Annotated in this window: 31 protein-coding genes; 10 read left to right on the forward strand and 21 right to left on the reverse strand. The window is 66.8% G+C overall.

Translation table 11 applies throughout. From position 1 onward, the window contains the following. Positions 1–31: 31 nt before the first annotated feature. Together G6N43_RS03585 and G6N43_RS03590 are read right to left on the reverse strand one after the other, a co-directional pair. Complete coding sequence (locus tag G6N43_RS03585; protein WP_083157208.1) at positions 32–562, reverse strand: hypothetical protein; 531 nt, start codon at positions 560–562, stop codon at positions 32–34. Position 563: 1 nt separating this feature from the next. Continuing rightward, entirely contained in the window at positions 564–1,217 is a 654-nt protein-coding gene (locus G6N43_RS03590; protein WP_083157207.1) for a DUF6474 family protein, read from the reverse strand. A 220-nt stretch (positions 1,218–1,437) separates the two neighbouring features. On the opposite strand from G6N43_RS03590, the gene G6N43_RS03595 reads away from it, so the two are divergent. Continuing rightward, positions 1,438–1,929 (forward strand): ImmA/IrrE family metallo-endopeptidase, encoded by a 492-nt coding sequence (locus tag G6N43_RS03595; RefSeq protein WP_083157206.1) that lies wholly within the window; start codon positions 1,438–1,440, stop codon positions 1,927–1,929. After that, the gene (locus tag G6N43_RS03600) at positions 1,926–3,089 is read left to right on the forward strand and encodes a hypothetical protein (protein WP_083157205.1); all 1,164 of its coding nucleotides are present in this window, start codon (positions 1,926–1,928) and stop codon (positions 3,087–3,089) included. The genes G6N43_RS03595 and G6N43_RS03600 overlap by 4 nt, the downstream gene beginning before the upstream one ends. Before the next feature lie 71 nt (positions 3,090–3,160). Here the strand turns inward: G6N43_RS03600 and G6N43_RS03605 are convergent, their stop codons facing one another. The 4 genes from G6N43_RS03605 to G6N43_RS03620 form a co-directional block, all read right to left on the reverse strand. Beyond that, positions 3,161–3,559, reverse strand: a complete 399-nt coding sequence (locus G6N43_RS03605) for a transcriptional regulator (RefSeq protein ID WP_083157204.1) — start codon at positions 3,557–3,559, stop codon at positions 3,161–3,163. Positions 3,560–4,014: 455 nt separating this feature from the next. Next, entirely contained in the window at positions 4,015–4,719 is a 705-nt protein-coding gene (locus tag G6N43_RS03610) for a TMEM165/GDT1 family protein (RefSeq protein ID WP_083157203.1), read from the reverse strand. Positions 4,720–4,991: 272 nt separating this feature from the next. Further along, positions 4,992–5,525 carry a peptidase gene (locus tag G6N43_RS03615; RefSeq protein ID WP_083157202.1) on the reverse strand — a complete coding sequence of 178 codons (534 nt, stop codon included), beginning with the start codon at positions 5,523–5,525 and terminating at the stop codon, positions 4,992–4,994. Between the two features lie 107 nt (positions 5,526–5,632). Further along, positions 5,633–5,944: a S24/S26 family peptidase gene (locus G6N43_RS03620; RefSeq protein WP_083157201.1), complete on the reverse strand. Its 312-nt coding sequence runs from the start codon at positions 5,942–5,944 to the stop codon at positions 5,633–5,635. A 55-nt stretch (positions 5,945–5,999) separates the two neighbouring features. Between G6N43_RS03620 and sodN the strand changes: the two genes are divergently transcribed. Next, positions 6,000–6,422, forward strand: a complete 423-nt coding sequence (gene sodN, locus G6N43_RS03625) for a superoxide dismutase, Ni (protein ID WP_083157200.1) — start codon at positions 6,000–6,002, stop codon at positions 6,420–6,422. A 69-nt stretch (positions 6,423–6,491) separates the two neighbouring features. Here the strand turns inward: sodN and G6N43_RS30370 are convergent, their stop codons facing one another. Continuing rightward, a complete protein-coding gene (locus G6N43_RS30370; RefSeq protein ID WP_165761911.1) occupies positions 6,492–6,650 on the reverse strand; it encodes a hypothetical protein in 159 nt (52 codons plus the stop codon). Positions 6,651–7,045: 395 nt separating this feature from the next. Here G6N43_RS30370 and G6N43_RS03630 point away from each other — a divergent pair, with 395 nt between their 5' ends. Genes G6N43_RS03630 through G6N43_RS03640 form a run of 3 tightly spaced genes read left to right on the forward strand, consistent with a single transcriptional unit; the run spans position 7,046 to position 9,296 of the window. Beyond that, positions 7,046–7,387, forward strand: coding sequence for a rhodanese-like domain-containing protein (locus G6N43_RS03630; RefSeq protein ID WP_083157198.1), 342 nt, complete (start codon positions 7,046–7,048; stop codon positions 7,385–7,387). Between the two features lie 34 nt (positions 7,388–7,421). Then, positions 7,422–8,471 carry a DUF4328 domain-containing protein gene (locus tag G6N43_RS03635; RefSeq protein WP_083157197.1) on the forward strand — a complete coding sequence of 350 codons (1,050 nt, stop codon included), beginning with the start codon at positions 7,422–7,424 and terminating at the stop codon, positions 8,469–8,471. A gap of 6 nt (positions 8,472–8,477) precedes the next feature. Continuing rightward, on the forward strand, positions 8,478–9,296 hold the full coding sequence (locus G6N43_RS03640; RefSeq protein WP_083157196.1) for a glycerophosphodiester phosphodiesterase: 819 nt from the start codon (positions 8,478–8,480) through the stop codon (positions 9,294–9,296). Here G6N43_RS03640 and G6N43_RS03645 read toward each other — a convergent pair. From G6N43_RS03645 to G6N43_RS03665, 4 genes are all read right to left on the reverse strand, one after another. Beyond that, positions 9,293–9,838, reverse strand: coding sequence for a ferritin (locus tag G6N43_RS03645; RefSeq protein ID WP_083157243.1), 546 nt, complete (start codon positions 9,836–9,838; stop codon positions 9,293–9,295). The genes G6N43_RS03640 and G6N43_RS03645 overlap by 4 nt on opposite strands. A gap of 129 nt (positions 9,839–9,967) precedes the next feature. Next, the gene (locus G6N43_RS03650) at positions 9,968–11,143 is read right to left on the reverse strand and encodes an LCP family protein (protein WP_407664934.1); all 1,176 of its coding nucleotides are present in this window, start codon (positions 11,141–11,143) and stop codon (positions 9,968–9,970) included. 89 nt (positions 11,144–11,232) lie between these two features. Continuing rightward, complete coding sequence (locus tag G6N43_RS03660; RefSeq protein ID WP_163657976.1) at positions 11,233–12,000, reverse strand: CPBP family intramembrane glutamic endopeptidase; 768 nt, start codon at positions 11,998–12,000, stop codon at positions 11,233–11,235. 30 nt (positions 12,001–12,030) lie between these two features. Continuing rightward, a complete protein-coding gene (locus tag G6N43_RS03665) occupies positions 12,031–12,825 on the reverse strand; it encodes a DUF2470 domain-containing protein (protein WP_083157773.1) in 795 nt (264 codons plus the stop codon). Positions 12,826–12,936: 111 nt separating this feature from the next. Here G6N43_RS03665 and pheA point away from each other — a divergent pair, with 111 nt between their 5' ends. Together pheA and G6N43_RS03675 are read left to right on the forward strand one after the other, a co-directional pair. Then, positions 12,937–13,815, forward strand: a complete 879-nt coding sequence (pheA, locus tag G6N43_RS03670) for a prephenate dehydratase (protein WP_083157772.1) — start codon at positions 12,937–12,939, stop codon at positions 13,813–13,815. Continuing rightward, positions 13,812–14,498, forward strand: a complete 687-nt coding sequence (locus tag G6N43_RS03675; protein WP_083157771.1) for a histidine phosphatase family protein — start codon at positions 13,812–13,814, stop codon at positions 14,496–14,498. Before pheA ends, G6N43_RS03675 begins: the two co-directional genes overlap by 4 nt. Positions 14,499–14,503: 5 nt before the next feature. On the opposite strand, the gene G6N43_RS03680 is transcribed toward G6N43_RS03675, so the two are convergent. The 3 genes from G6N43_RS03680 to G6N43_RS03690 all read right to left on the reverse strand — a co-directional run bounded on the left by G6N43_RS03680 (position 14,504) and on the right by G6N43_RS03690 (position 16,593). Then, entirely contained in the window at positions 14,504–14,692 is a 189-nt protein-coding gene (locus G6N43_RS03680) for a hypothetical protein (RefSeq protein ID WP_083157770.1), read from the reverse strand. Between the two features lie 97 nt (positions 14,693–14,789). Then, positions 14,790–15,143 carry a metallopeptidase family protein gene (locus tag G6N43_RS03685; protein ID WP_083157769.1) on the reverse strand — a complete coding sequence of 118 codons (354 nt, stop codon included), beginning with the start codon at positions 15,141–15,143 and terminating at the stop codon, positions 14,790–14,792. Positions 15,144–15,147: 4 nt separating this feature from the next. After that, positions 15,148–16,593, reverse strand: coding sequence for a septum formation family protein (locus G6N43_RS03690; RefSeq protein WP_083157768.1), 1,446 nt, complete (start codon positions 16,591–16,593; stop codon positions 15,148–15,150). A 117-nt stretch (positions 16,594–16,710) separates the two neighbouring features. Between G6N43_RS03690 and serS the strand changes: the two genes are divergently transcribed. Next, entirely contained in the window at positions 16,711–17,970 is a 1,260-nt protein-coding gene (gene serS / locus G6N43_RS03695) for a serine--tRNA ligase (protein WP_083157767.1), read from the forward strand. On the opposite strand, the gene G6N43_RS03700 is transcribed toward serS, so the two are convergent. Genes G6N43_RS03700 through G6N43_RS03710 form a run of 3 tightly spaced genes read right to left on the reverse strand, consistent with a single transcriptional unit; the run spans position 17,967 to position 20,569 of the window. After that, positions 17,967–18,599: a TetR/AcrR family transcriptional regulator gene (locus G6N43_RS03700; RefSeq protein ID WP_083157766.1), complete on the reverse strand. Its 633-nt coding sequence runs from the start codon at positions 18,597–18,599 to the stop codon at positions 17,967–17,969. The genes serS and G6N43_RS03700 overlap by 4 nt on opposite strands. Before the next feature lie 9 nt (positions 18,600–18,608). Continuing rightward, entirely contained in the window at positions 18,609–19,682 is a 1,074-nt protein-coding gene (locus G6N43_RS03705; protein WP_083157765.1) for an NAD(P)H-dependent amine dehydrogenase family protein, read from the reverse strand. Positions 19,683–19,693: 11 nt separating this feature from the next. After that, the gene (locus G6N43_RS03710) at positions 19,694–20,569 is read right to left on the reverse strand and encodes an SDR family oxidoreductase (protein ID WP_234810344.1); all 876 of its coding nucleotides are present in this window, start codon (positions 20,567–20,569) and stop codon (positions 19,694–19,696) included. Positions 20,570–20,659: 90 nt separating this feature from the next. Here G6N43_RS03710 and G6N43_RS03715 point away from each other — a divergent pair, with 90 nt between their 5' ends. Further along, positions 20,660–21,781, forward strand: coding sequence for an NAD(P)H-dependent amine dehydrogenase family protein (locus G6N43_RS03715; protein WP_083157763.1), 1,122 nt, complete (start codon positions 20,660–20,662; stop codon positions 21,779–21,781). On the opposite strand, the gene G6N43_RS03720 is transcribed toward G6N43_RS03715, so the two are convergent. The 4 genes from G6N43_RS03720 to G6N43_RS03735 are packed head-to-tail and all read right to left on the reverse strand — an operon-like array spanning position 21,778 to position 25,093. Beyond that, positions 21,778–22,113 (reverse strand): hypothetical protein, encoded by a 336-nt coding sequence (locus tag G6N43_RS03720; RefSeq protein WP_083157762.1) that lies wholly within the window; start codon positions 22,111–22,113, stop codon positions 21,778–21,780. The genes G6N43_RS03715 and G6N43_RS03720 overlap by 4 nt on opposite strands. Further along, the gene (locus G6N43_RS03725) at positions 22,110–23,672 is read right to left on the reverse strand and encodes an MBL fold metallo-hydrolase (RefSeq protein WP_083157761.1); all 1,563 of its coding nucleotides are present in this window, start codon (positions 23,670–23,672) and stop codon (positions 22,110–22,112) included. The genes G6N43_RS03720 and G6N43_RS03725 overlap by 4 nt, the downstream gene beginning before the upstream one ends. 39 nt (positions 23,673–23,711) lie before the next feature. Continuing rightward, positions 23,712–24,425, reverse strand: coding sequence for an AAA family ATPase (locus G6N43_RS03730; RefSeq protein WP_083157775.1), 714 nt, complete (start codon positions 24,423–24,425; stop codon positions 23,712–23,714). Beyond that, entirely contained in the window at positions 24,422–25,093 is a 672-nt protein-coding gene (locus G6N43_RS03735) for a phosphotransferase (protein WP_083157760.1), read from the reverse strand. Before G6N43_RS03735 ends, G6N43_RS03730 begins: the two co-directional genes overlap by 4 nt. Positions 25,094–25,109: the final 16 nt, after the last annotated feature.

A 25,109-nucleotide genomic window follows, 5' to 3' on the forward strand; every position in this document is an offset into this window, starting at 1 on the left:
TGTGCTTTCTTGTGTCGTTGGGATCGTTCGGTCAGCGGGCGAGGCTGACCGGCGGACCCCGATGCGACACCGAAGCGGCAAGCAGGAGCGCGGCGCGCAGCGGCTGATCGGCCCGACGCGCAACAGTGATGGCCCGTACGGCGACGGCGCAGACGATGCGCACGACCGTGCGAACGGCGCGGGAGAGGGCGCGCCATAAGTGTTCGCCCACGCCGATGAGGACGGCGCCGGTGACGATCGCCACCACGTGGGCGGCAAGCATCATGGCGGCGGGCGGGGCGGCCGCACCGGTGTGGTGGTGGCCGACGACGCTGAGCAGCAGGTGGCCGAGCAGCTGGCCGATAGCGAGCAGCAACAGCAGGATCCGCGGCGTGCCCGCGCGAGGAATCGAGGTGGCCACCGCTCCGGCGGTCGCGGCGAGGATGGCGAGTAGCGCCGTCGCCGCGCCGGTCGGCAGCGCGCCGCCGCCCGCCCCGTGAGCGGCCAGCGCCAGTGCCGCGGTCAGCAGGCCCGTCGCCACCCCGCGTACGCGGGCGACGGAACCAGCCGCGGCGGACGTCATCTCAGGACAGGCCGAGCCGGGCCAGTAGGTCGGCGTCGATCCCGTCCAATTGGCCGGCGATCGCGGCGTGGGCCGCGCGGCGCTGGGCCACCGGCATGTTCTCCGCCGCGGCGACGGCCGCCGACAGATCGGTCAGGCGTTCGGTGATCGCGGCGACGAACTGCTTCGTCTCGGCGTCCTTGGGCTTCTTCTCGGCGACCAGGCGCAGCGACTGCTCAGCGCCGGCGATTCGGGCCGACAGCTGTGCGCCGTGGCCGGAGAACTGGCCGAGCTGGGTCAGCGGCACACCCAACCGGTCGGCACGCCGCTCGTCGATGTAACCGCGCGCGGCGATCGATGCCCGATATACCAGCGGCACGACGACCGGGGCGAGCAGCCGTGTGACCGTCAGGAATCGGCGAATCCTGGTGGGGGAGAACAACTTGCCTTCGCGTGCCGCCTTCAGCTGCAGATCGGCGACCTTCAGCGCGGCCCGATCGCTTTCGCGCTGCGCCCGCAGCTGCGCCTTGAGCGCTCGCGTCTCGGCCCGGTGTTCGGCCTTGATGCGGCGAGCCTCGTTCTTGGCCGCAAGTTTGGCCTCGAGCTTCGCCTTCGCCTTGATCGCGCGAGCCTCGGCCTTGCGGGTAGCGCGGGTTTTGCGCTTGAACAGGCTCATCCCAGCTTCTCCCGGTCACGTTGTCGATGCAGCACAACACTATCGTCCGGTGCTTTTCCCGCGCGGACCTGTCCCGACCAGTCACGGCCTGCCTGATCCCTTGGCACGCACCTGCGTGTGCGGGCATGCTGATACCCACCAATGTGGGGAAACTGACGAGGAACTGCTGCCGCGGAGGCGCCGACAGCGCATAGTGGACTCGTCGAAAAAAGGGGGAATCATGCCTGCCAGCCGCAGCGTCACCCGCGCCGTAGGGGCGGTATTGGACCTCGCACCCCGGCAAGGAGAGGTCTCGCTCACCAGGCTCGTCGATGCGGTCAGCCAGGACAGGGGGCGTCCGATCGAGCTGAAGACCGCCGATCTGCCGCCCGGAGTGTGCGGGCAGTGGCGGCAGTACGCCGATCGCGATGTGTTTCTGATCCAGAAGGGTCTGCCGGCTTGGGACCGCACCCTCGCGCATGAGCTGGGCCACCTGGTTCTCGGACATGAAGGCATGCCGGTGGTGGAGGCCGCCCTCGAGAACACGGAGTTCGCCAGCTCGGAGCTGATCGGATACATGCTGAACCAGCGCACCGGTTGTATGGGGCCCAACGGTGAGGACGCCGAGCAGGAGGCCGAGGACTTCGCGGCGCTGCTGCTGTATCGGTTGGGTCGGTTGCCCTCCGATCGTGCCTCGATCGTCCAGGTCCGGCTCGGAGAGGCGTTTGGTTGATCGTCTGGGTGATCGCCGGCCTGCTCGGGCTGGCCACCGGACTCCGTATCGGATGGGCGCTGGTCAACAAGCAATCGCTGGTGAGCACCGCGATGATCCTGGCGCTCGGCAGCCTCGGACTGGTCGCGGCGCTGAACTGGGAGCCGCTCACGCTCCTGATCGACAACCTGCTGCGGTGGCCCAACATCTCGATGGGTCTGTCTCAGGTGGCGCTGGTGATGTGCGCGGCGGGCAGCTGCGTCATGATCACCACCGTCTCGTCAGGGCGTAAGCCCGCTGTCGTCCGCAGGATCGCGATCGTCCAGTACTGCGTTGCGGCCGTCATCGCGGTGGTCAGCCTGGTGGCCTTCTTCTCCGCGGGCCAGCAACCGGAGATGTCACCCGAGGAGTACCTGCGGCACAACCTGACGTCGGGCGGGAACTCGCTGCCGTGGCTGATGCCGCTCCTGTACGTGCTGATGGCGCTGTCGTTGGTGGCGTGGGCCGGATTGCGTTACTCGAACCGCAGCCGTCGTGGCCGCGCGCTGTTCGTGTTCACGGTCGGCATTGCCCTGATCGTGGGGGTGGCGGCCTACTTCTTCCTACGGGCGGTCGGCACCGCCGGCCCGGTCGGGGTGGGCGCCGCGGTCACGCTGCTGGGGTGCGCGATGCTCGTCGTCGCCGCGGGTGCTCTGCTGCCCAGCGTGGAGGACTATTTCGGGGCCCGTCGCGAACTGAGGGTCATTCGGCCGCTGCTGGACGAACTCGGGCGGCGCCAGCCGGATGTCGGCATCGGCGAGCGTCCCCGCGGACCGCTGGCGTTCCGGGTGGCCGAACGGATGTCGTTGATCTCGGACGCCCTGTTCCTGGAGGCGAGCGCCGCGGACGTCCGCAGGAAGCGGGTCGACACCGGCCGTGCCCTACCCGATCGTGACGACACCGACGACGAGTCCGACGACGACGCCGAGATCGAATCGCCCGGTGTGCCGCCCGAGGAGCAGGCGCGCGCCATCGCGGAGTGGATCTACACCGGCCGCGAGGGTGCACCCGAAGATGAGCGTGTGGAGTTTCCGGGCCTCGGATGGTTGCGCCAGCCCAGCGTCTACTCGGACCGCGAGTGGATTCTGGAGATTGCGCTGCAGTACCGCGCGCTCATGCGATCAGAGGGCGCGCAGGCCTGATCCGGGGTTCCCGGTGTGAAACAGGAGAGCGTGGCGACTTCGCCGACAGCCGTAAGACGGCTTACGACAGGCTAATCGTCCAACTGCTCCCGGCGACGCAGCTCATCGACCTTCTGGACGATGTCCTGCTGGGCCTCGGGGGACAACCCGACGGTGCGCGCCGCAATGCGGCGAACGCCCTCGTCGCGCATGTTCGCGAGCCACGTCAGCTCCTTGTCGAGCTTCTCGTAGTACTCGTCGTCGGTGAAGTACGCCGGCTTGATACGGAAGAAGTTGGCAAGTGCGGCCATGGTGGCTGCGGACGGGTTGGTGCGGTTGCCGGAGCGCAGCTGCGACAGGTACGGAGCGGACATCGTCACGCCCTCGGACTTGAGTGCTGCGATCACTTCGGCGGACGTGTGCGGGCCGCGACCGGGCGGGTAGACCGTGTCGAACAGTCTGTTTAGTCGGGCGGCGAACGTCTTGCTCATAGCATTGACCTCCAGATGCTTAGACGAGCGGACTCTTGGCGGCGGTGTTTGCTGATCATCGTAGCGAGACTTGTGCGCAAACCCAAGTGCAAACTCGGGAAAACTTGATCGCTCACGCGATAGACACGCGTCCCCCTACACGTAGTGACCCCCACAGGGTACTCAATCGCGGAGCTCGCAGCGTGCGGTCGGGCAAATAAGATCACGACATCCGTGATCGATTTGACCAGTAGCGGGACCCGTTTGTCACAGGAATCGCGGTTCTCCCCACGGGCAACGCCCGTCATGGGCGTTTTGGCGCCGCCTGGGAGTTTGCTGTTTTCGAACGCAAATAAAGGATCGCCCGGGTGCTCTAGGCGCCACCGCCGCCGGGCGCCAGTTAGCGGGACGCCCCCCGCAAACCGGTCCGCCGGGCGGGCGATTCGATAGCCAGCGGATTGGCCTGAGACGGCCCGCTATGGCGATTCAATCGAGGGCGATTCAAGCGCAGCGGCGGCCCTGGCGGACTGCCGCCGCCTGCTGACGCCGATCAGCGCCAGGGTGCCCGCCCCGACGACAACCGCCCCGGTGATGGCCACCGCCACCCAGCGCAGCCCCAGGGCGCCCTCGAAGAGCAGCCAGAGGCCGAACACCAGGAACAGGACGCTGGCCAGGCTGTGCAGGAACTGCGCAGGCAGTCGCTTGTGCAGCACGGCGCCTGCGGCGATGGCGACGCCGTCGGCCAACACCATGCCTGCCGTCGCGCCGATCCAGACGCCCGCCCAGTTGTGGTCGCTGGCGAGGGTGATCGTCGCCAGCATCGTCTTGTCGCCGAGTTCGGCGAGGACGAAGGAGGAGACGATCGCGAACAGTACGAAGCGTGGTTCGGCGACACGGACATCGTCGTCGTCGCTATTGCGACCCTCCCGCCACGTCCACACCGCGAACAGCAGAAACGCGATGGCGCCGGCGAATGCGATCGGTCGTTCAGGAAGAGTCAGACCGAGGAAGTGGCCGATGGCCACCGAGAGCCCGTGCACGAGCATGGCCGCGATCGCGACACCCGACAGGACCACCCACCAGCGATGGCGCAATGCGTACGTCATGGTGATCAGCTGCGACTTATCGCCCAACTCGGCAACGAAGACAACTGCGAGACTGATCAGGATTGCGGTGAGCATTTCGGGTACGACCTTTCGACGCGTCGTCGGCGGGCCTGATGCTCGCGGTCCACTCGACTTCGGTCGAAGGTCTCGCCCACCGCCCCGGAGGTCCGGATGCGGTTCGTCGGCCGGGCTTGCGCCAGTATGTCGACACGACGATTGGGGGCTACTCCCCTTCGCTGACTCCTCCGAGAGTAGCGACGGACGTAGCGGCACGCCAGTCGGCGCAGCGATTTCGGCTACCCGAATCCGCTGTTCAGGGCACTAGTTCGGTCTCGGTTCGAAAACCCTTATGCGGCAAGGAGCATGGCGAGGATCGCCGTATCGGGGTGGCTGATCGGATCGACGCCCACCCTGCTCACCATCGACGTCACGGTGCCGTCCGCTTCTGCTTCCACCCACGCGGCGCGATGTTCCAGGCCGAGGTGGGGAAGGCCGGGCAGTAGTACGCATCCCGATGCTGCGCCCGAGCACTCGGGCAGCGACGGCATGGTCTCCGACGGCGGGTGCAGCATCAGCAGTGCCGGTGGCTGGTGTTCCGCGAAATACCCTGGCGGCACCGCTGATTCGCCGACGACCGTGCCCTCGGCGACGACGAGGCCGACGGTGTTGGGCTCGGGCTCGTCTGGCAACTCTTCGCGGGCACCGAAAATCGTTGTGGTGGAGAGCAATCCGGGCAGCGAAGCGACTCGGACGGCCACCATCAACAGCTGTGCCCACTCCTTGGTGGAGTCGGGCCAGCGGCCCGATATCACGAAGCCCTTGAGCGATCCATGCGAATGAAACGGGGCGATCTCGATCGCCCGACCAGACCCCATATCCATCTCGCCTCCCGCACCATCGTTGCTCGGCAAACTTCGCCCGACACGACTGTGGGTCGATGAATTCAGAATGCGGCAGGATTGGACCGGCGCGCAAGTGGACACACAGGTCAGCCGCGCCGCCGCGGGGCGCGGATCGTTTTCACGACGCGGTACGAGCCCGCCGCGGACACCCAGCCGAATTCGTGGGAGTCGACCGCGCCGGGTGCGGCCGGATTGTCGGACCGGGCCTCGAATATCGCGCCCGGACCTTCTCCGTATACCTCGCCGACGCGTTTCACGAGCCACCGCGTGGACCGCCGCGGGTCGCGGAACACCCGCAACTGGCCGACCGCGGGCGTGCCGCCCCGCCAGCCGACGAGTCCGTCGCCCGGATTCAGCGTCGGCCGCATCGAATCCTCGACGACTCTGAACAAACGCAATGGCCAACGGGGTGGAGGATGGTTGCGCGCCACATCCGAAGGGTAGGTTAAGGCCATGCTGCAACGACTTATGAACAACGCGACCCCTGCCCATGCCCACTGCGACCTGTTTTGCGGCGTATATGACCCCGCGCAGGCCAAGATCGAGGCGCTGTCCTGCCTGAAAACGATCCAGAAGTATCACGACTCCGACGACGAGCACTTCAAGACCCGCGCCATCATCATCAAGGAGCGCCAGGCCGAGGAGGTCAAGCATCACCTCATGGTCTTGTGGGCCGACTTCTTCACCAAGGACCACTTCGAGCAGTTCCCGAACCTGCACCAGCTGTTCTGGGAGGGCGTCAAGGGCGCCGGCGACGTGAAGAAGTCGCTCGACGCCGCGGTCGCCGAGAAGCTGCTCAAGACGATCGACGAGATCGCCGACATCTTCTGGCAGACCGACAAGGGCAAGCAGATGGGCGTCTACCCACCCAAGTAGTCGACCACCCGAACGAGGACGGGCCTGCTCATCGAGCAGGCCCGTTTTTTCTTGCGGTAAGAGCGGCGGTCAGGTCAGCACGATCCACGCGAGCACACCCAACAACACGAGGGCGATCACGCCGGCGCGCAGACATGCCATCAGCTGCGCGCGGGTGTAGATGTTCGTCGAGGCCGGCCATTCAGATGGCGGCACTGCGGACCCCTGCCCCATTGGATGTGACGCCATCAACAGCTCCTGACCTGCACGATCGATATCCTCACCCAGGTGAGATCGGTCACAACGCCCAGTTGTGACGCCGATCATAACCCCTCGTGTCAAAGGGAAGAAATCGGGGCATGACGGGGTTTAACGGTGTGTCGCGCGGGTACGAAACCCGCAGATAGCCGCCCGAATTCAATGGTTAGTCCAGCGAGGTATTTCGCTCGGACTCGTTGCGGCTGTTAATCGGCGCGTCATCTAGGTCTCAGGTTATCCACAGTGATCTTGAGCAGACGCACAGATTCAGCGGCTCAGGATTGGTTTGTCTTGGCTACGGGCCTGTGGATGAACCTGTGGAAATTGTGGATAGCTCGGAATTGCTGGCCCCTTCGCCGTAACTGGGGGTATGTCAGCATGTACGGATGGAGTCCGACAGTGTGCCCCAGGCCGACATCGCCGACGTCCCGACGACGCTGGACGATTCGGTGATATTGCTCGACGTCCGCGAGGACGACGAATGGCAGCGCGGCCATGCGCCGGGCGCCCTCCACATCCCGATGGGACAGATCCCCGACCGCATCGACGAGATCGACTCCTCGGCCACCCTCTATGTCACGTGTATGGGCGGCGGGCGCTCGCAGCGGGTCGCGCAGTATCTGGCGCAGAACGGCTATTCACCGATCAACGTCAGCGGCGGGATGCTGGCATGGGCCGGCGCGGGCCGTCCGGTGGTCACCGACGACGGCGGAGCCGGCGTCGTCTGAGCGACCTACGACAAACCCTGGCTAGGCTGGTCGGATGATCCAGGTGTGTTCCACGTGCGGGACGCGGTGGAACGTCCGCGACCGCAGGAGGGACTGGTGCCCGCGCTGCAACGGCGCGCTACTGGCGCCCTCGGGGCCCGACGCGACCCAGCAGTGGCGGCCGGCCGGACTCGGGACCCCACCGTCGGGCCGGGCACCTCGCACCCCGCCGCGGCTCCCCCCTGGCTATCGCTGGATCGCCGTGCGTCCGGGTGCGCCGCCACCGCCACGCCGACGTCCGCGGCCTCTCGGCCCGACCCCGCGCTATGCGTTCATTCCGCGCTGGGGCCTCGTCGACCACTTTGACCAGACCGATCGGCAGCAGGTCGAGGCCCGGCCAGGGCCCTCTGCGAACGCGGTGCGGGCAACGCTGATCGCCACGATGGCTGTGCTCGCCGCCGCGGCGTTCCTACATGTGGTGCGCTATGCGCTTCTCATCGTCAACCGCAGCAGGCTGTTGAACCCCTGGGTCGCCGGCGGCGTGACGTGGCTGGGGGTGGTCGCCAGCGTCCTCGCCATATTCATGGTTGTCGCCAGCGCGGTGGTGCTGACGAACTGGCTCATCGGCCGCAGGTCGGCCGCATACGGTTACCGAGGGCACTCGGAACCGCGGTCGGTTTCGGAGCTGCGAGTGGGCTGCCTGGTGCCGGTCGCCAATCTGGCGTGGGCACCGGTGTTCGTCATCGAGCTCGCGCAGGTCGAGGAACGGTTCAACTGGCTGCGCCGGTCCATTGTCACGTGGTGGCTGGTGTGGGTCGCGAGCACCGTCCTGTCGGTGTTCTCGATCGCCACGAGCTTCGCGACCGAGGCCCAGGCGATCGCGAACAACACGGTGACGACGATCGTGGCCTATCTCTTGGGGCTCGCGGCGGTGCTGCTGGCGATGAAGGTGTTCGACGGGTTCGAACGCCAGCCCGTCGAGAAGCCGTCGAAGCGCTGGGTGATTGTGCCCGATGACCGGTTGAAGCAGTCCGACACCGAAGTGGAGAAGACGCCGGAGAAAGCCACAGCGGTTGAGTCCGAAGGGCAGAACCCGGCAGCATAGGTGGCTATGAACTCGGGCGACGGCACGCTCGCCGACCATCCCTTCGTCGTGGCGCACCGGGGCGCGTCCGGGGCGTTACCCGAGCACACCCTGGCGGCCTACGACTTGGCACTGCGGGAGGGCGCCGACGGCGTCGAGTGCGACGTGCGGCTGACCCGCGACGGTCATTTGGTCTGCGTGCATGACCGCAGGGTGGACCGGACGTCGAACGGCAGCGGACTCGTCAGCGAGATGACCCTGGCGCAGCTGCGCGAATTGGATTACGGCACTTGGCATCCGAACGCCCCCGACAGCACGGAGGGCACCGGCCTGCTCACCCTCGACGACCTCGTCAAGCTGGTCCTCGACTGGAACCGCCCGGTGAAGCTCTTCATCGAGACCAAGCACCCCGTCCGGTACGGCGCCTTGGTCGAGAGCAAGGTGCTTGCGCTACTGCACCGGTACGGCGTCGCGTCGCCTGCATCGGCCGACCTGTCCCGCGCGGTGGTGATGTCGTTCTCGGCCGCGGCCGTATGGCGGATCCGGCGCGCGGCGCCCATGCTGCCGACGGTGCTGCTCGGCGAGACGTCCCGATTTCTCGGCGGCAGCGCCGCGACGACCGTCGGCGCCACCGCGGTCGGCCCGTCGATCTCGACGCTGCGTGAGCACCCCGAACTCGTGGACCGCGCGGCGGCGCAGGGGCGGGCCATGTACTGCTGGACCGTCGACCATTACGAGGATGTCCAGTTCTGCCGCGATCTCGGCGTCGCCTGGGTGGCGACCAACCATCCCGGCCGCACCAAGGGTTGGCTGCAGAACGGGCTGACCGGGGTGCCGCAGGATTAGAGGGCGCCGCCTGCCGCCTTGGGCGCGGCGGGATCGATTGCCGCGGTCGCCATCTCACGCGCGATGAAGTCCTCGAGGTGGAAGAGGTTCGCACCGGCCCGGTCGGCGATGCGCACCAGCGTCGTCATCCGCGCGACCTCCTCGACCTGCTCGGCGAGGAACCACTGCATGAACTGCTCACCGAGGTAGTCGCCCTCGTCGCGGGCGACGCCGGCCAGTCGGCTGACCTGTTCGGTCACCGTGCGCTCCAGGTCGAGCGCCATGGCCAGCGCGTCGCGCGGCGTGGCAAACGAATTGCAAACCTCGTCGACGCCGGGGATCTCGACGTGGACGTCGCGATCGAGCAGGTATTGCACCAGCATCATCGCGTGATTGCGTTCCTCGACCGCCTGGGCGTAAAAGTGTTTAGCCAATTGCGGCAAATCGTCGGCATCGAAATAGACGGCCATTGCGATGTATTGCTGAGCGGCGCCGAATTCGCTACGGATCTGTTCCTGCAAAAGGGCGTTGAATTTGGTTTCTTGCGCGTCGGCGGTCGTCATGATCACGAGGATATAGCAGGTCAGAGGGGGTTGTCAGCGAAGGTCGGCCTAAGCAAGGACAGCGTGACCTAACTAAGGTAATCCGTTGTGACGGCGATTACATAAAGAAAATTATATTTGCTAGGCGTGTCATGGTTGCGCGTCGAGAACATCCTGTGGCACCGGGGCGTCGGTTTTCAGTGCGGCGAACAACTGATCTGCGACCTCGCTGTCCCACACGACGACGGATCCCGAGTCGCCGCCGCTGAATTCGCCGATCGGCACGGTTGTGGTGGTGACGTCGCCGCGCATGGCCCACGCGAGCCGCGCGAGATCCCAGATGTGGTCCTGCTCGCCGACGGTGACTGCACCCGAGGCCGCGTGCATCATCGGATACCAGCGCAGCGGGTTCAGCCACACCGCCGGGCTGGTGGCGCGCCGCAGCAGGGCCGACATGAACGCCCGCTGGTTGACCATGCGGTCCAGGTCGGCTCGCGGGGTGGCGCGGGTGCGGACGTATCCGAGTGCGGTACGGCCGTCGAGCTTCTGGCAACCCGCAGGCAGATTGATGCCGGCCAGCGGGTCGTCGATCGGTTGGTCGGGGCACATGGTCACCCCGCCCACCGCGTCGACCATCACCGCGAACCCGTCGAAACCGATCTCCGCGTAGTGGTCCATGTGCAGCCCCGTCGCCTGTTCGACGGTCTGTGCCAGCAGCGGTGCGCCGCCTTCGACGAAAGCCGCGTTGATCTTGTCGCTGCCGTAGCCGGGAATCTCGACATATGAGTCCCGCGGGATCGACACCATCGTGGTCGGGGTGCTCGAGCCGAAGCCGGGGATGTGCACCAGCAGAATCGTGTCGGTGCGGCCGGTGCCGAGATCGCCGCCGGTATTCAGTTCGGCCTGCTGTTCGGGTGTCAGCTCCTGCCGGCTGTCCGATCCGACGAGCAACCACGTCGTACCGGCGCCCGCGGCCGGCCGTTCCGGGTAGTCGGCCAACGCCGGGATGCGGTGCAGCTTGGAGTCCATCCACAGGCCACCCGCCACCACAGCGACGACGACGACGAACAGCAGAGCGAGCAGCACGCGGCCCCAACGCCGTTTGCGCCGAGGCTTTTTCGGCTTCGGCGGCGCGGGCGGCGCGGGGGGACGTGCCTGCGGGGGTGGCGGTGGCGGCGCGGGCCGTCGCGGCGGTGCGGGCCGACGGCCCTGCGGCGGGGGCGGCCTGCGCGGTGGTGGGGCAGGCGGTGTGCGGGGAGGTGTCGGCGGGTTCGGTGGCCATTGCGGGTTCGGTGACGGCCGGTAGTTGGGATCACGCCTGATCACCTGCGACGGCTCCCGGCGGCGGCGCGGGTCAAAACCCGGGGGCTGCTGCCGGTTGACGTCCACAGCAAGAAATGTACGTCGGTCGCGCCCTATTGCAGCCAAGTCAGGTGGCCGGCGGCCAGCGCGTAGCCGACGAACGCGACCGCGTCGATCACCGCATGCGCGACGATCAGTGGCCACAGCCTGCCGGTCCGCACGTATACGTAGCCGAACACCAGGCCCATCACCAGGTTGCCCAGTCCTGCGCCGAAGCCCTGATAGAGGTGGTAGAGGCCGCGCAGCACACTCGTCAGAATCACCGCCGCGACAGGGCTCACGCTCAGCTGGCGCAGCCGGGTGAACAGGAACCCGACGACGATCACTTCCTCGGCCCACCCGTTGGCGAACGCGACGAGAAGCAGCACCGGGATGCGCCACCAGGTGTCGTAGAGCTCGGCGGGTTCCACGTCCGCGTTCATGCCGAGCACTCGGAAGAGCAGGTAGAACGCCAGGCCGGGCAGGCCGATCAACGCGGCCAGCCCCAGCCCGCCGAGGAGATCGGGACGCCACTGCAGTCGGCCGAGTCCGATCTGGCTGGGCCCAAAGCCGCTGCGCCACAACAGATATACGCCGAGCGCGCCCCATGCCAGTAGTTGGAAGACCCAGGCCAGGTTGAGCCCGAGGTCGATCAGGTCGAATGGCGAACGTCGAGGGTTGAGCGCGACGACCTGTCCGGAGAGACCGAGCAGGACGGCTTCGATCAGGTTGAGCAGCGCGTTGTACGCCGACAGTCCGAAGGTCACCGCCAGCACCACCACGATCTCGATGCGCAGCGCACGGCGCGCAGGGTCCGTCAGGTCGCTGGGGGCGCTGGTCACCGGAGTCAGGCTAGCGGCCCAGGGGGAGCCTCAGAGTCGACGCGCGCGCAAGCCGTTGAGGAACGGGCAACCCATCAGCACGCGGATGGCCTGGGACAGTCCGCTGATGTCGTCGACGGGCTTCGCGAAGGGCAGTCGGACGTCGTGGTCTCCGTCATCGCCCTCGACACGCAGTTGCACACCGTAGCGATCGAGTCCGAGCGGACGCACGCGTCCGCGCCGCAGCGCGGCGGGCAGACGGCTGGCCAACCGCGCGACCACCTCGCGGTGCGCCGACTCCATGTGTTGCAGCCAGCACGACTCCATCGCGCAGAACGGGTCAGGGCGGGCCTGCAACAGCGTGCTCAACCCCACCGACTCGGCGCCGGTGGAGTCGGCGGCCACCACCGATTCGATCTCCAACCGCATCAACGCGTAGCGCGTGTCGGTGCTGACGCTGCCCGAGTTCACCTGCAGCAGTGCGGGATTCGGGTCCTCGCTCGCGATCAGGTCGAGCAACGGCGCGACCTCGCTCGGCGGCACGTCGTGCAGCCGGCCGCGGACCCACACCAGCGACCGCACCGGTTCCCGCAGGGGCAGCGGTGCGTAGTCGGTCATCTCCAGCACCGCCTGCACACCCGCTCGGCCCGCAGCGACGACCATCTGCGCGACGGCCCCGTCGACCGGGACGGTGATCGCGAACGAGCCGTCGTCGAGCAGATGGTGCACCGGAGATTCGGCGGGTTCCAGTCCCTCGACCGCGAGCATCGCGCCGCCCGCACGTGCGAAGGCGCTGCGGATGCGCTCGGCGGTCGTCGGTGTGGCTTTGGTCACCGGCTCTGTCATGGCCTGCCTCCCATAGATAAGGTGAGCCTAACTTAACTACGGCCTCTGGAATCGCGCAAGGCTTTCGTGCAGCGGAATGGGATTACCAGGTCGAGCCGATAGTGTTGGGCTGTGACCGGTATCGCTTATCTCGGCCCAGAAGGGACATTCACCGAGGCGGCCCTGCACGGCATGGTCGAGGCGCAACTGGTTCCGGTCACCGATTTCGAGTGGATTCCCGCGACCAGCACGGCGGCGGCGCTGGAGATGGTGCGCTCGGGCGATGCCGCGTACGCCTGCGTGCCGATCGAGAACTCGATCGAGGGTTCGATACTGCCGACCCTGGACAGCCTGGCGACGGGCTCGCCGCTGCAGATCTTCGCCGAGTACACCCTCGACATCGCGTTCACGATCGCCGTCCGAAAGGGCGCGACCGACCCCGCCACGATCGCGGCGTTTCCCGTGGCGCGGGCCCAGGTGGCGAAGTGGGCCGCGAAGAGTCTCCCGAACGCCGAGTTCGTCGCGGCGGACTCCAACGCCGCAGCGGCCATCGATGTGGCGAACGGACGTGCGGACGCCGCCGTGACCACTCCCTTGGCCGCCGAACGCCACGGCCTCGAGGTGTTGGCCACCGGAGTCGTCGACGAGCGCAACGCCCGCACCCGTTTCGTGCTGGTCGGACCGGTCGGTCCGCCGCCTGCGCGCACCGACTCCGACCGCACGTCGGTGGTGCTGCGCCTCGACAACGTGCCGGGAGCGCTGGCAGCGGCGCTGTCCGAGTTCGCGATCCGCGACATCGGCCTGACCAGAATCGAATCGCGGCCCACCCGAACCGAACTCGGTACCTACATCTTCTTCCTCGACTGTGAAGGCCACGTCGACGACCCGCCCGTTGCCGAGGCACTCAAGGCGTTGGTTGAACGTTCTGCAGATGTGCGCTTTCTCGGTTCGTGGCCGATGGGGTCGGACGAGCCGCCGCGATCAGGGCAAGCAGGGGAGGAGAACCCGTGAGTGGACGGCTGGTGCTGGTCCGGCACGGACAGTCGTACGGCAACGTCGAGCGCCGGCTCGACACCAGGCCGCCCGGTGCCGAGCTGACCGATCTCGGCCGCGACCAGGCCCGCACATTCGCGCGCGGGCTGACGTACCGGCCCGCCCTCATCGCGCATTCGGTGGCAGTACGTGCGACGCAGACCGCATATGAGATCGCCGACGAACTCGGCGTGGACACCCACGAAGTCGAGGGCATCCACGAAGTCCAGGTGGGTCAGCTCGAGGGCCGCAGTGACGACGCGGCGATCGAGGAGTTCAACGCCATCTACCAGCGTTGGCACGAAGGCCACGTCGACGTGCGGCTGCCGGACGGTGAGTCGGCCCGCCAGGTGCTGGACCGCTATCTACCGGTGGTCACCGAACTGCGGCTGCGCTACCTCGACGACGCCGCGTTCGACGGTGACATCGTCATGGTGAGCCACGGCGCGGCGATCCGGCTGGCGTCCGCCGTGCTGGCGGGTGTCGACGGCAGCTTCGCCCTCGACCACCACCTCGGAAACACCGAAGCCGTTGTACTGGCGCCGATCACCGACGGGCGCTGGAGCTGCGTGCAGTGGGGGACGTTGTTGCCGCCGTTCTATCCGGAGCCCGACGTCCACCCCGTAGAAGACGCGCTGCAGTCCGCCGACCCGATGGGCTGATCGCGTCAGCCCGCCTTCGCGATCCTGACATCGCACATGCAGCCGATGGCTTCGCAGTCGATCGCGAACGCGTGCACGACCTCGGGTGTCACACAGTCGGGTTCGGTGCATTCAATGCGCATCGCGGCGTGATGGATGACGGTGCCGTGGCAGTGCTCGACATCCGCCACGCAGTCACGGCACTCGCTGCTCATGGCACCAGTCTCCCGCGCGAGCAGACGCAAACCTCCCCAACATCGCGGCGTGTCGGGGAGCTATGCGTCTGCTCGCCGGAAAGGGCAACGGAAGGGCTTAGCCCCAGCCGAGTTCGTGCAGGCGATCGTCGTCGATACCGAAGTGATGGGCGATCTCGTGGATGACCGTGATCGCGACCTCGTCGACCACCTGGTCCTCGGTATCGCAGATGTCCAGCAGCGCCTCGCGGTAGATCGTGATGGTGTCCGGTAGCGAGCCCGCCGCGTACCAGCTGTCGCGCTCGGTCAGCGCGATCCCTTCGTAGAGTCCCAGCAGGTCGGGCTCATCAGCGTTGCGGTCCGCGACCAGGACGACGACGTTGTCGATCGCCTTCGCGAGCTCCGACGGGATCAGGTCCAGCGCGTCGGAGACCAGTTCTTCAAACCGTTGCGAACTCATCCGCACGGCCACGCGACTACTGCCCCGGTGGTGGCGCGGGCGCCGGAGGCAGTTCCGGCGCGGGCGGCGGAGCCGGTGCGGGCACGGGCTCAGGCGCCGGTGGTGGTGGCAGCCCCGGCGGTGGCGGTGGAGGAGGAAGACCAGGCGGCGGCAGCGGCGCACCAGGTGCGGCCGGCGGCGGTGGCGGCGCGTTGAGGAAGGTGTTGCCCGGTGCGGCCGGATCGGTGGTCGGCTCTGCCGTCTCGGTGGGCTGCGCGGAGCCCGGCATGTGCTGGGTCTGATTGCCGTAGTCGGTCTCGTCGTCGGATGACGAGGACGACGAAGACGAGGACGAAGACGACGACGAAGACGAGGTCGACTCGGCCGGCGAGTCGGGCATCGGGATCGGCGGGAAGTTCAGCCGCTCCTCGGGGATATCCGGTGGCGGCACCGGAGGCTGTCCGTTGATCATCAGCGGGCCCTTGGCGCTGTTGAGCAGAGTCGACCAGCCGCCGTTTCCGAGGGTCGCACCGATGCTGCACGACACCTGCTTGCTGCCTGCCGCCCAGCTCGGCAGCGAGATCGTGCTGTAGATCAATGTCAATGTGGTGCTGCGCAGCTGAATGGGCGCCAGGTAGGCGTCCGTGAGCCGGGTGCACGTGTCCTTGATGAAGGTGTCCTGCTCGGGTTCGGGCGGCAGGCCGGCGGGGAACTTCTCGCCCAGGTTCACCGCACCGGTGACCTCCATCGCATGCGGCGCGGCGCAGTCGGTCGGGATGTCGGTCGGCTGGTTGGTGGACGGGTCGATGCCGAGGCAGGTGCCTGCCGGCCACACCTTCGACTGGTCGTTGTCGGAGACCTTGCCCTTGAACGCCACCTGCTGGTTGTTCGGGCCGGGCAGCTGCAGGCCACACAGCATCCGACGCTCACCGGACTGGCGCCACGCCTTGTCGCCCGACCAGAGCATGCTGACAGTGAAGCGGCTGTTCGGGTCGAAGTGCGGGCCCAGATAGTGCTTGACCGCCGCGGAGCACTGCTCCTGGCTGATCTGCTGAATTCGCGCGGGCGACGGCGGTGCCGCGTCGGGGCCGTACTCGCTGCCCGGGAAGGTCCGCATATCGACGGATGACGCCACCTCGAAGCGGTGCTCGTCCTTGCAGTCGACGATCTGAGCGGCATCCGGCGTGCGGTCCGGCCAGTTCAGGCAGTCGCCGGCCTTCGCGTGCTTGAAAGTCTCGTTGCCGCGTGGTCCCAGCGAGATCGTGCTCGCAGTTAGACCGCTGGGGCCTTCCTTCTGCGGAATGGCGGTGATCAGCCCGGCGATCAAGAGGCCGCCGAGGGCGGTCAGCAGCAGCGCCCGTCGAGTCGAAGCGGCGTGCAGGCTCCGCCACCATGACACCCCTGAAGACACCCGTGACGACGGTTCGACGGCCTCGTCATCGAGCGGGTATTCGACGGTTGGTGCTTCAGACATCTGCTCCATTGTGACAGGCGTGTCAGGCGCTGTGACAAGTGATGCAGTTGTAATGTTATGGGGTTGTGGCTGGGCCGCCCGACCTCGCCATGTTCCCGATCCGCAACCAAAAGTAGTGTTGCGCGAGTGATCGACCTCAGACTGCTGCGCGAAAACCCCGACGTGGTGCGCGCATCGCAACGTGCCCGTGGCGAAGACCCCGGCCTCGTCGATGCGCTGCTGGACGCAGACGCCGCCCGGCGGGCCGCGGTGACGGCCGCCGACAATCTGCGTGCGGAGCAGAAGGCGGTCAGCAAGAAGGTGGCCAAAGCGTCCCCGGACGAGCGGCCCGCGCTGCTGGCGGCCGCCAAGGAACTCGCGGACAAGGTCAAGTCGGCCGAGGCCGCGCAGAGCGAGGCCGAAGCGGCGTTCACCGCCGCGCACATGGCCCTGGCGAACGTGATCATCGACGGCGTCCCCGCGGGCGGCGAAGACGACTTCGTCGTGCTCGACACCGTCGGCGAACCCACCGCCATCGAGAATCCGAAGGACCACGTCGAGCTCGGTGAGGCACTCGGACTGATCGATCTCGAGCGCGGTGCGAAGGTGTCCGGCGCGCGGTTCTACTTCCTCACCGGTGCCGGCGCACTGCTACAGCTCGGGCTGCTGCAACTGGCCGCACGGCTGGCGCAGGAGGCCGGTTTCACCCTGGTGATCCCGCCGGTGCTGGTGCGCCCGGAGATCATGGCGGGCACTGGATTTCTCGGTGCGCACGCCGAGGAGGTCTACCACCTCGAAGCCGACGATCTGTATCTGGTCGGCACGTCCGAGGTGGCCCTGGCCGGCTATCACGCTGACGAGATACTCGACCTCTCGAACGGTCCGCTGCGCTACGCCGGCTGGTCGTCGTGCTTCCGTCGCGAGGCCGGCAGCCACGGTAAGGACACCCGCGGCATCATCCGCGTGCACCAGTTCGACAAGGTCGAGGGCTTCGTCTACTGCAAGCCAGAGGACGCCGAGGCCGAACATCAGCGGCTGCTCGGGTGGGAGCGCGAGATGCTCGCCAAGATCGAGGTGCCGTACCGCGTGATCGACATCGCCGCAGGCGATTTGGGGTCGTCGGCCGCGCGCAAGTTCGACTGTGAGGCCTGGATTCCGACCCAGCAGACGTACCGGGAGCTGACCTCGACGTCGAACTGCACGACGTTCCAGGCGCGACGCCTTTCGGTGCGCTACCGCGACGAGAACGGCAAGCCTCAGACCGCGGCGACCCTCAACGGAACCTTGGCGACGACGCGGTGGCTGGTGGCGATCCTCGAGAACCATCAGCAGCCCGACGGCAGCGTCCGCGTGCCAGAAGCCTTGGTGCCCTTTGTCGGAACCGAAGTCCTCGAGCCGAAGAGCTAACGTTGTTCGGCACTGTGCGTCAGAACGTAGGCGGTGAGGACGTCGACCAGGGCGCGCCGGTCCCTGGACGTGTCCAACGGTTGTGACGAAATAATCTGTGCCACAACTATTCCACGCAAGCATGTCCAGATGTGATTGCCGATCTCCTTGGCGTGCTTGGGATCCAGGCCCTCACCGAGGTGCCTGCCGAGTTCGGTCAGTTGACGCATGGTGTCCGCCAGTCGCTTGTTGACTGCAGCGTCTCGCCCCGAACGCGTAGCAATCAGAATCTCAATGGCCGCCATCGATGTCGGGCTCGAGAAAGCCGACCACGCCGCGTTCACGACTACCTCGATGCGTTGCGCGATCGGCAGGTCCGCGGTTGTGGCGGGTACCGCTGCGAGAATTTCGGTGAGCTGGCGGAACCCCTCATCGACGACCGCGATGAGAAGTCCGTTCAGATCGCCGAAGTGGTACTGCACCACTCCCCAGGTGACCCCGGCCCGTTCGGTGATGCGACGGACGCTCGGTGCGGCGAAGCCCTCGTCGAGGATGTAACGGACGGTCTCGTCGATCACCATCTGCCGGGTCCGCTCGGCACGCAGCTGGTTTCCCCCTGGGGGACGCCGCGGTTGCACTGCATCTGCCATGCGCCGACTTCACCACATCACACCGCGGGTGTGATCCAGCGGCCGCAGGTCGTGTGCGGCGAGGATGCCGGCCGGTGCCAGGCACACCGCCTCGATGGCGTTGATCGGTCGCGCCGCGGTGGCGATGACGCCGCCTTGGTTATGGTCAGTCCCGCCGAGGCCGACGTGGGTATTGATCTCGATGCCGGGGTCGCCTTCGACGACGACGCGATGCACGCCCGGGCGGCCATCCGGCGGGACAGCCCAGTGTGGAGCGGCGGCCTCGGTCAGCCGATTCACGTGTTCCATAGTGATGACGACCTCGCCGTCCCTGATGCCCTCGACACCGAAACGCACCGCGGCGACCTTGCCGACCTCCACGTCCATCATCGTGCACGAGATCGGTTCGGGCGTAACCCATTTCTCGTGCCGCTCACGCACCTCGTCAAGCTCGATACCGAGATCCGCGGCGAGGCTGCGGACCTGGGTCCCCCACATCGACGCGAGCACGCCCGCAGCGAAGAGGATCGGTTGGTGCTCTGGGTCGGTGCCGAAACCGAAGGTGACGCCGGTGAACTCGGCGTCGTCGTAGGTGGCATAGTCACAGATTTCCTGCACCGTGATGGATTCGGCACGACCGGCGAGGCTCAGCGCCGTGTAAACGAGCGTGTCACCGGAGAATCCGGGATCGATCCCGTTGATGTACAACGTCGAATTACCATCCCGGCAGGCCTGTTCGAGCGGTGCCCGCAGCCAGTCGTCGGTGAACTCCGGGGCGACCAGCCAGACGAAGGATGACCCGACGACGTTGGTTCCGGCGCGCAGGAAGCGGGCAATGTCCTCCATCGCTTCGGCTGCGCGGGTCTCAGCCTGTGAGGTGTAGACGACGCAATCAGCTTCCAGGGCCAGCAGCGCGTCGACGTCGTCCGTGGCGATCACCCCGGTCGGCTCGGCGAGCCCGCACAGCTCTGCAGCGTCCCGGCCGATCTTGTCGGGGCTGGCCGCGTGCAGGCCGACCAGTTCGAGGTCCGGACGTTCGATGATCGTCCGCAGTGCGTGAACGCCGACGTTGCCGGTGGAGAACTGGATGATGCGCCGTGTCATTCTCGGTGTCCTCACAGCAGGTCAGTGATGGTCTTGAGGCCTGCGTCGTACAGCACGCCGGGCAGCATGCCGCCGTCGATCTCGATCGTGGTCCCGTTGATGAAATCGGCGGTACCGGACGCGAGGAAGACGCAGGTGCGGCCCACTTCGTCCGGTTCGCCGCCGCGCCTGAGCGGAATGTTGGCGAAGTACTCGGTGCCGGTGGGATCGTCCTTGGGCAGGACGAAGGACCGGAAGTTCTCGGTGATCGTCGGTCCGAGCGCAACGCAGTTGACTCGGACTGCGGGGCCCCACTCCTGGGCGAGCGAGCGCGTCATCTGGTTCAGCCCGGCCTTCGCGGCGCCGTAGGACACCAACGTCGGTGAACCCGCGGGATGACCCGCGCCGCTGGAGACGTTGATGATGCAGCCGACACCGGTCTGCGTCTTCATCTGTCGATACGCGCGAATCGCGAACCAGAGGGGACTGATCAGGTTCATCTGCACGGCGAAGGCGTGAAAGAGCGCGCTGCGTTCGTAGTCGTCGTCACTGGCCGGCGCGCCCTGGATGCGGGACACCAATGCAGGCACCTCGTCGACCGACGGCGAAGGGACAGTGCCCCCGGCGTTGTTGACCAGGATGTCCAGCCGCCCGTGGCGATCAACGACCTTCTGCACGAACGTGTCGATGGCCGTGTAATCGGCTTGGTCACAGACCATTTGGTCCGATCGCCGAGCCCAGTCGGAGTTGTTCTCGGTGCCGGGCATCGCGTCCAGCGCCGAGCGCGAACAACCGATCACCGTGGCCCCGGCGCGCAATAGCTCGTGCGCGATGCCTACCCCGACGCCACGGCTGGTTCCGGTGACTATGGCGACCTTGCCATCGAGGCTGCCATCGAGTTCGCCCACCTTGCGCCTCCATTCCTCGCGGAGTTCACCCCAAAAAGACATTACAGATGTAATGTTTTCGCGCAAGGGCGATTGAGAGGCAGAAACCCCATGGCACAGCCATCGGATAAGAGATATCGCGTCGCGGTATGGGCCACTGGCGGAGTCGGGCGCTACGCGATCCGGACGATCGTGGACCGGCCCAACCTCGAGCTCGCCGGCGCCTGGGTGCATTCGCAGGACAAGGACGGCCAGGACGTCGGTGTTCTGGCGGGCATCGATCCGATCGGCGTCATGGCCACTCGCGATGCGGACGCACTGTTGGCGTCGGGTGTGGATTGCGTGATGTACGCGGCGCCTGCCGGCCCGCGGCCAAAAGAGGCGCTCGCCGACTTCTGCCGCATCCTGGCATCGGGCGCCAACATCGTGACCACGTCGCTACCAGGTCTCGTGTACGAAAAGGGCTCCCTGTCACAGCGATTTCTGGATCCGATCCGCGAAGCGACGGCGGCGGGCCGCAGTTCGATCTTCTCGTCGGGCATCGAACCGGGATTCGGCTGCGACCTCTTTCCGATCGCGCTGATGACGATGTCGCACAAGGTGTACTCGGTGCGCGGTATCGAGATCACGAACTACTCGGAGTATCCCGTCGAATGGGACGTCCGCGAACTGTTCGGGTTCGGTCAACCGCTTGACTACCAGGGCGGTTTGAAGCAGCCGGGCGTGCTCAAGTGGGGCTGGGGAGCGGCGATCACGATGGTCGCCGACGCGCTCGGTGTCGAGTTCGACGAGATCCGCGAAACGTGTGAATTCCTCCCGACGCCGCGTGATCTGCATACCGCGTGCGGGCTCATTTCGGCAGGCACGGTCGGTGCTACCTACGCCAAGTGCATCGGTGTGGTCGACGGGAAGGAAGTCGTCAGCTTGGAGCATGTCGACCGGATGGCCGACGATCTGGCGCCCGAGTGGCCGACTGGCCGGACCGGAGCCACCGACGGAATCTGGCGGGTGCTCATCGACGGCGAGCCGTCGTTCGACGGGGAGTTCGAGGTGGGGTACCGCGAGGGTGAAAGCGCAAGTGAGCACGGACTACTCGCCACGGGTATGCGGGCGGTCAATGCGATTCCCTGGGTGTGCGAAGCCGCGCCGGGCATCGTGGACGCCCTGCACCTGCCCCTCACCTCAGCGATCGGTGCCCTGCATCCACACCGTGACGGCGTACCTGCGTTCTAACGCTCAAGCAGCTCGTCGAGGCTGGCCAGGAACTCCTTGGGCCGCTGCGGTGTGAAGGCGGGGTTGGTGCGTGCGCCGGCCACATCGAGGGTGACGAGCGTCGATTTGATCGGTCGCCAGACGTCCAGCGGAAGCCAGCGGCGGGGGTTGGAGCTGCCCCACAACCGGAACCGCTCGTTGAGGACGCTCAGCGACTCGGCCGTGTATCCGCGGACGTCGCGTAGCGGGATGATCTTCGAGGTGCCCGACGGGAAGTGGTAGCGGCGCAACGTGATCGCCTCACGGTCGAGCTGGATGAGGCCGTCGTCATAGTACTGACGAGGTCCGGTCACGACCGGCAGCTCCTCAGCTCGTGCCCCTTACTGGTCAGGCACCGACCGGTCTCGAGGTTCCACTGCCAGCCGTGCAGATTGCACGTCAGCGTGGAGCCGTCCACGACGCCGAACTTCGACAGGTCGGCCTTCAGATGGGGGCAGCGCCGCTGAATCTCCCAGCCGTCCAACGTGATCGAGGCCGTATCGTCGTGCGCCTCGGCGAACCAGCCGTCGGCATAGGCGATGCGCTCGGCGGTCAGGCATTTGAAGAACGTGTAGAGATACTCGTTGTAGCCGCCGACGCGCCACGCCGTGAACCGGGTGGACAAGAAGATCGTGTTGACCCAGTCCGGCTCGTTGTCACGCAGCACCGTCCGCACGAGTTCCGGCGCAATCTCGAAGCCGTACCGGAACTTCTCATCCGGAACAGGCTCGCGCACTGCGCGTTTCGGAAAGTCCAGCACCACCGTCTCGTTGTGGCCGCCGCCGTTCAGCCGCAGTTCCACCGGATAGCCGATGCCGTCACAGATCTGGTCGCTGCCGAGCATGATCGGCTCGAAGAGCGCGCGCAGCGGCTCGATCAGCGGTTCGCCCGCCGCAGGCGCCCAGTTCGCCTTCTCCGCGGCCAGCACCGGCGCCATCCGCTCGGCGTACTCGGCGATGTAGGCCGCCTTTCCGGTGGTGAAGATGGCCGCGACTTCCTCGTCGGGCAGCGGATGGCGAAGCGAGTTCAACTGTGAGCCAGTGAAATCCGCTGTCGAGCCGGGAATCATCAGCAGGCCGCCGTCGTGGCCGTGGACGCGCATCTGGTCCAGGAAAACCACCTGGTCGGGAAAGATGTTGGCCGGGTCGCCGTGATCGTCGTTCAGGTCGCGCAGGGCCGGATCCAGAAAGCATGGCGGGCCGGCGGACGGAATCACCCACGTCGCCCCCACCTGAGCGATGTACTGGCGGCACCGGTCCATCTGCCGCTGCCGCTTCTGCGTGCCGAACGCGGTCTTCGCGCGGGCAGGCATGTCGTAGACCATCGGGTACCAGATGGCCCCCGAGTACTGCAGCATGTGGACGTCGACCGCCCCGAAGTCGGCGTGCACCATGTCGAGGTCGACCGGTCTGGCGTCGTTCATGTTGAAGCAGACCGTCGCTCCGTCGTCGACCACCAGTGCGGAGTCGCCGATCGGACCGTCCGCGGGGGCGCGCAGCGAGATGATCATCACATCGAGATCACCCTTGGGTCCGCTCACGCGGTGCTTCACCGAGTCGGTGGTCTCGAAGAACCGGTGGAAGCCGAGCTTCTCCAGCTCCCGGCGCAGGTCCGGCACCGGGAAATCCGGCAACAGCACGACGGCGTCCTTGTTGACGTGTTCGCGCAGGTTTCTGGCGTCGAAGTGGTCGGCGTGCAGGTGGGAAACGTACAGGTAGTCGCAGTCGCCGAGGGCGTCCCAGTCCAGCGTGCTGTTGTCGGGAAACGGGAACCACGACGCGAAGTAAGCCGGGTTGACCCATGGGTCGCACAAGATGCTTCCGGCGCTGGTTTCTATCCGGAAGCCGGCGTGGCCGACGCTGGTGACCTGCACTAATGCCCTTTCGGTGATATCAGGATGTGCCGGACCAGCCTAACCGGAGGCGAAGAGGTGCCGCAGATATGCATCCGGCGCGGCCAGGAAGTGGCGCCAGTGCGACACCATCGGCAGGTCCTCCCATGCGCACACGTGCCGGCCGTGGTCGCCGAACTCGAGGATCGTCGCGCCGGGAAACGCCGCCAGCAGCGGTGAGTGGGTCGCCAGCAAAACCTGCGAGCCGTCGACCACGAGTGAGTCCATCAGCACCATCAGCTGCAGACAGGACTGGAATGACAGCGCGGCCTCGGGCTCGTCGAGGATGAACAGGCCGCGTTCGGTGTCTCGCGACGACAGGTACGCCAGAAACGACTCGCCGTGTGAGCGCGCGTTGAGCGCACCGCCGAAAACCTGGTGCGGTGTGCCGAGATCGACCTCGGTGAACAACTGGTGCATCGCCTCGGCCCGCAGGAAACAGCCGCCGGCGGGCGGCGGGAACTCGCCCTGCAGTCGCACCGCCCAGTGCAGGTCGCTGTCCTCGTCGCCCGCGCGTGGAGTCCAGTGTTTGACGGCGCCGCGCAGCCGCGCGGACCATGCGGCGGCGACGGCTTCGAGCAGCGTCGACTTCCCCGAGCCGTTCTCGCCGACGATCACCGTGACGGGCGTATCGAGCATCAGCGGCTCGTCGGCGAGCTGCGAGATGGCCGGGATGTCGAAATACCAAGCGTCCGAGGCCTTCTCGGTATCCAGCGATAACTGATGCAGAATCAATCGAAGTCCTCCCACAGACGCAGGTAGTGCTCCATGCGGTCGTTGTCGGGTGCGACGCCGTAGGCATCGAAGAACTCGGCGCGCCAGTCGCCCCCGTAGTTGTACCCCAGCGACCATTCTGCGACTGCCAGATCAGCCCACCGGTCGGCGACGCCGAGATCGCCGAGGTCGACGTGACCGCTGCAGTTTCCGTCGTCGTCGATCAGGGTGTTCGGAGCGCACGCGTCGCCATGGCACACCACGAGCCGGTCGGCATCCGTCGCCTCGGTCACCCACGCCGGCGCTCCGAACGGGCAGTCGGCGACGGGCAGGGTGTCATGCATCAGCCGAAGCCCGGCGCCGACCGCGCGCGCGGCGGTGCGTGGGTCGGCCAGCCACCGCGGATCGACCGCGCTGCGACCCGGTAGTCCCGCGGTGTGCAGCCAGCCGTCGCCCGCGCCAAGCACCCGCGGTACCCGCAGGTACGCCTCGGCCCATTCGAGCCGCTCCACCTCGGCGGTCAGCAGGTGCGCCCACTGCGGCGGCATGACCTTGACGTACTCCACACCGCCCGCGACGGAGAACGTGACGCCGCTGAGTTCGTTGACCCACGCAGCGGCCACGGGGCGGCCCGCCGCGATGTCTTTGACGACGGAGGGGATCGCCACCGGTTCGGTAGGCCGGGTCACGCGACTAGGCTGCCTG

The sequence above is a fragment of the Mycolicibacterium moriokaense genome, from assembly GCF_010726085.1.
GTDB classification, from domain to species: domain Bacteria; phylum Actinomycetota; class Actinomycetes; order Mycobacteriales; family Mycobacteriaceae; genus Mycobacterium; species Mycobacterium moriokaense.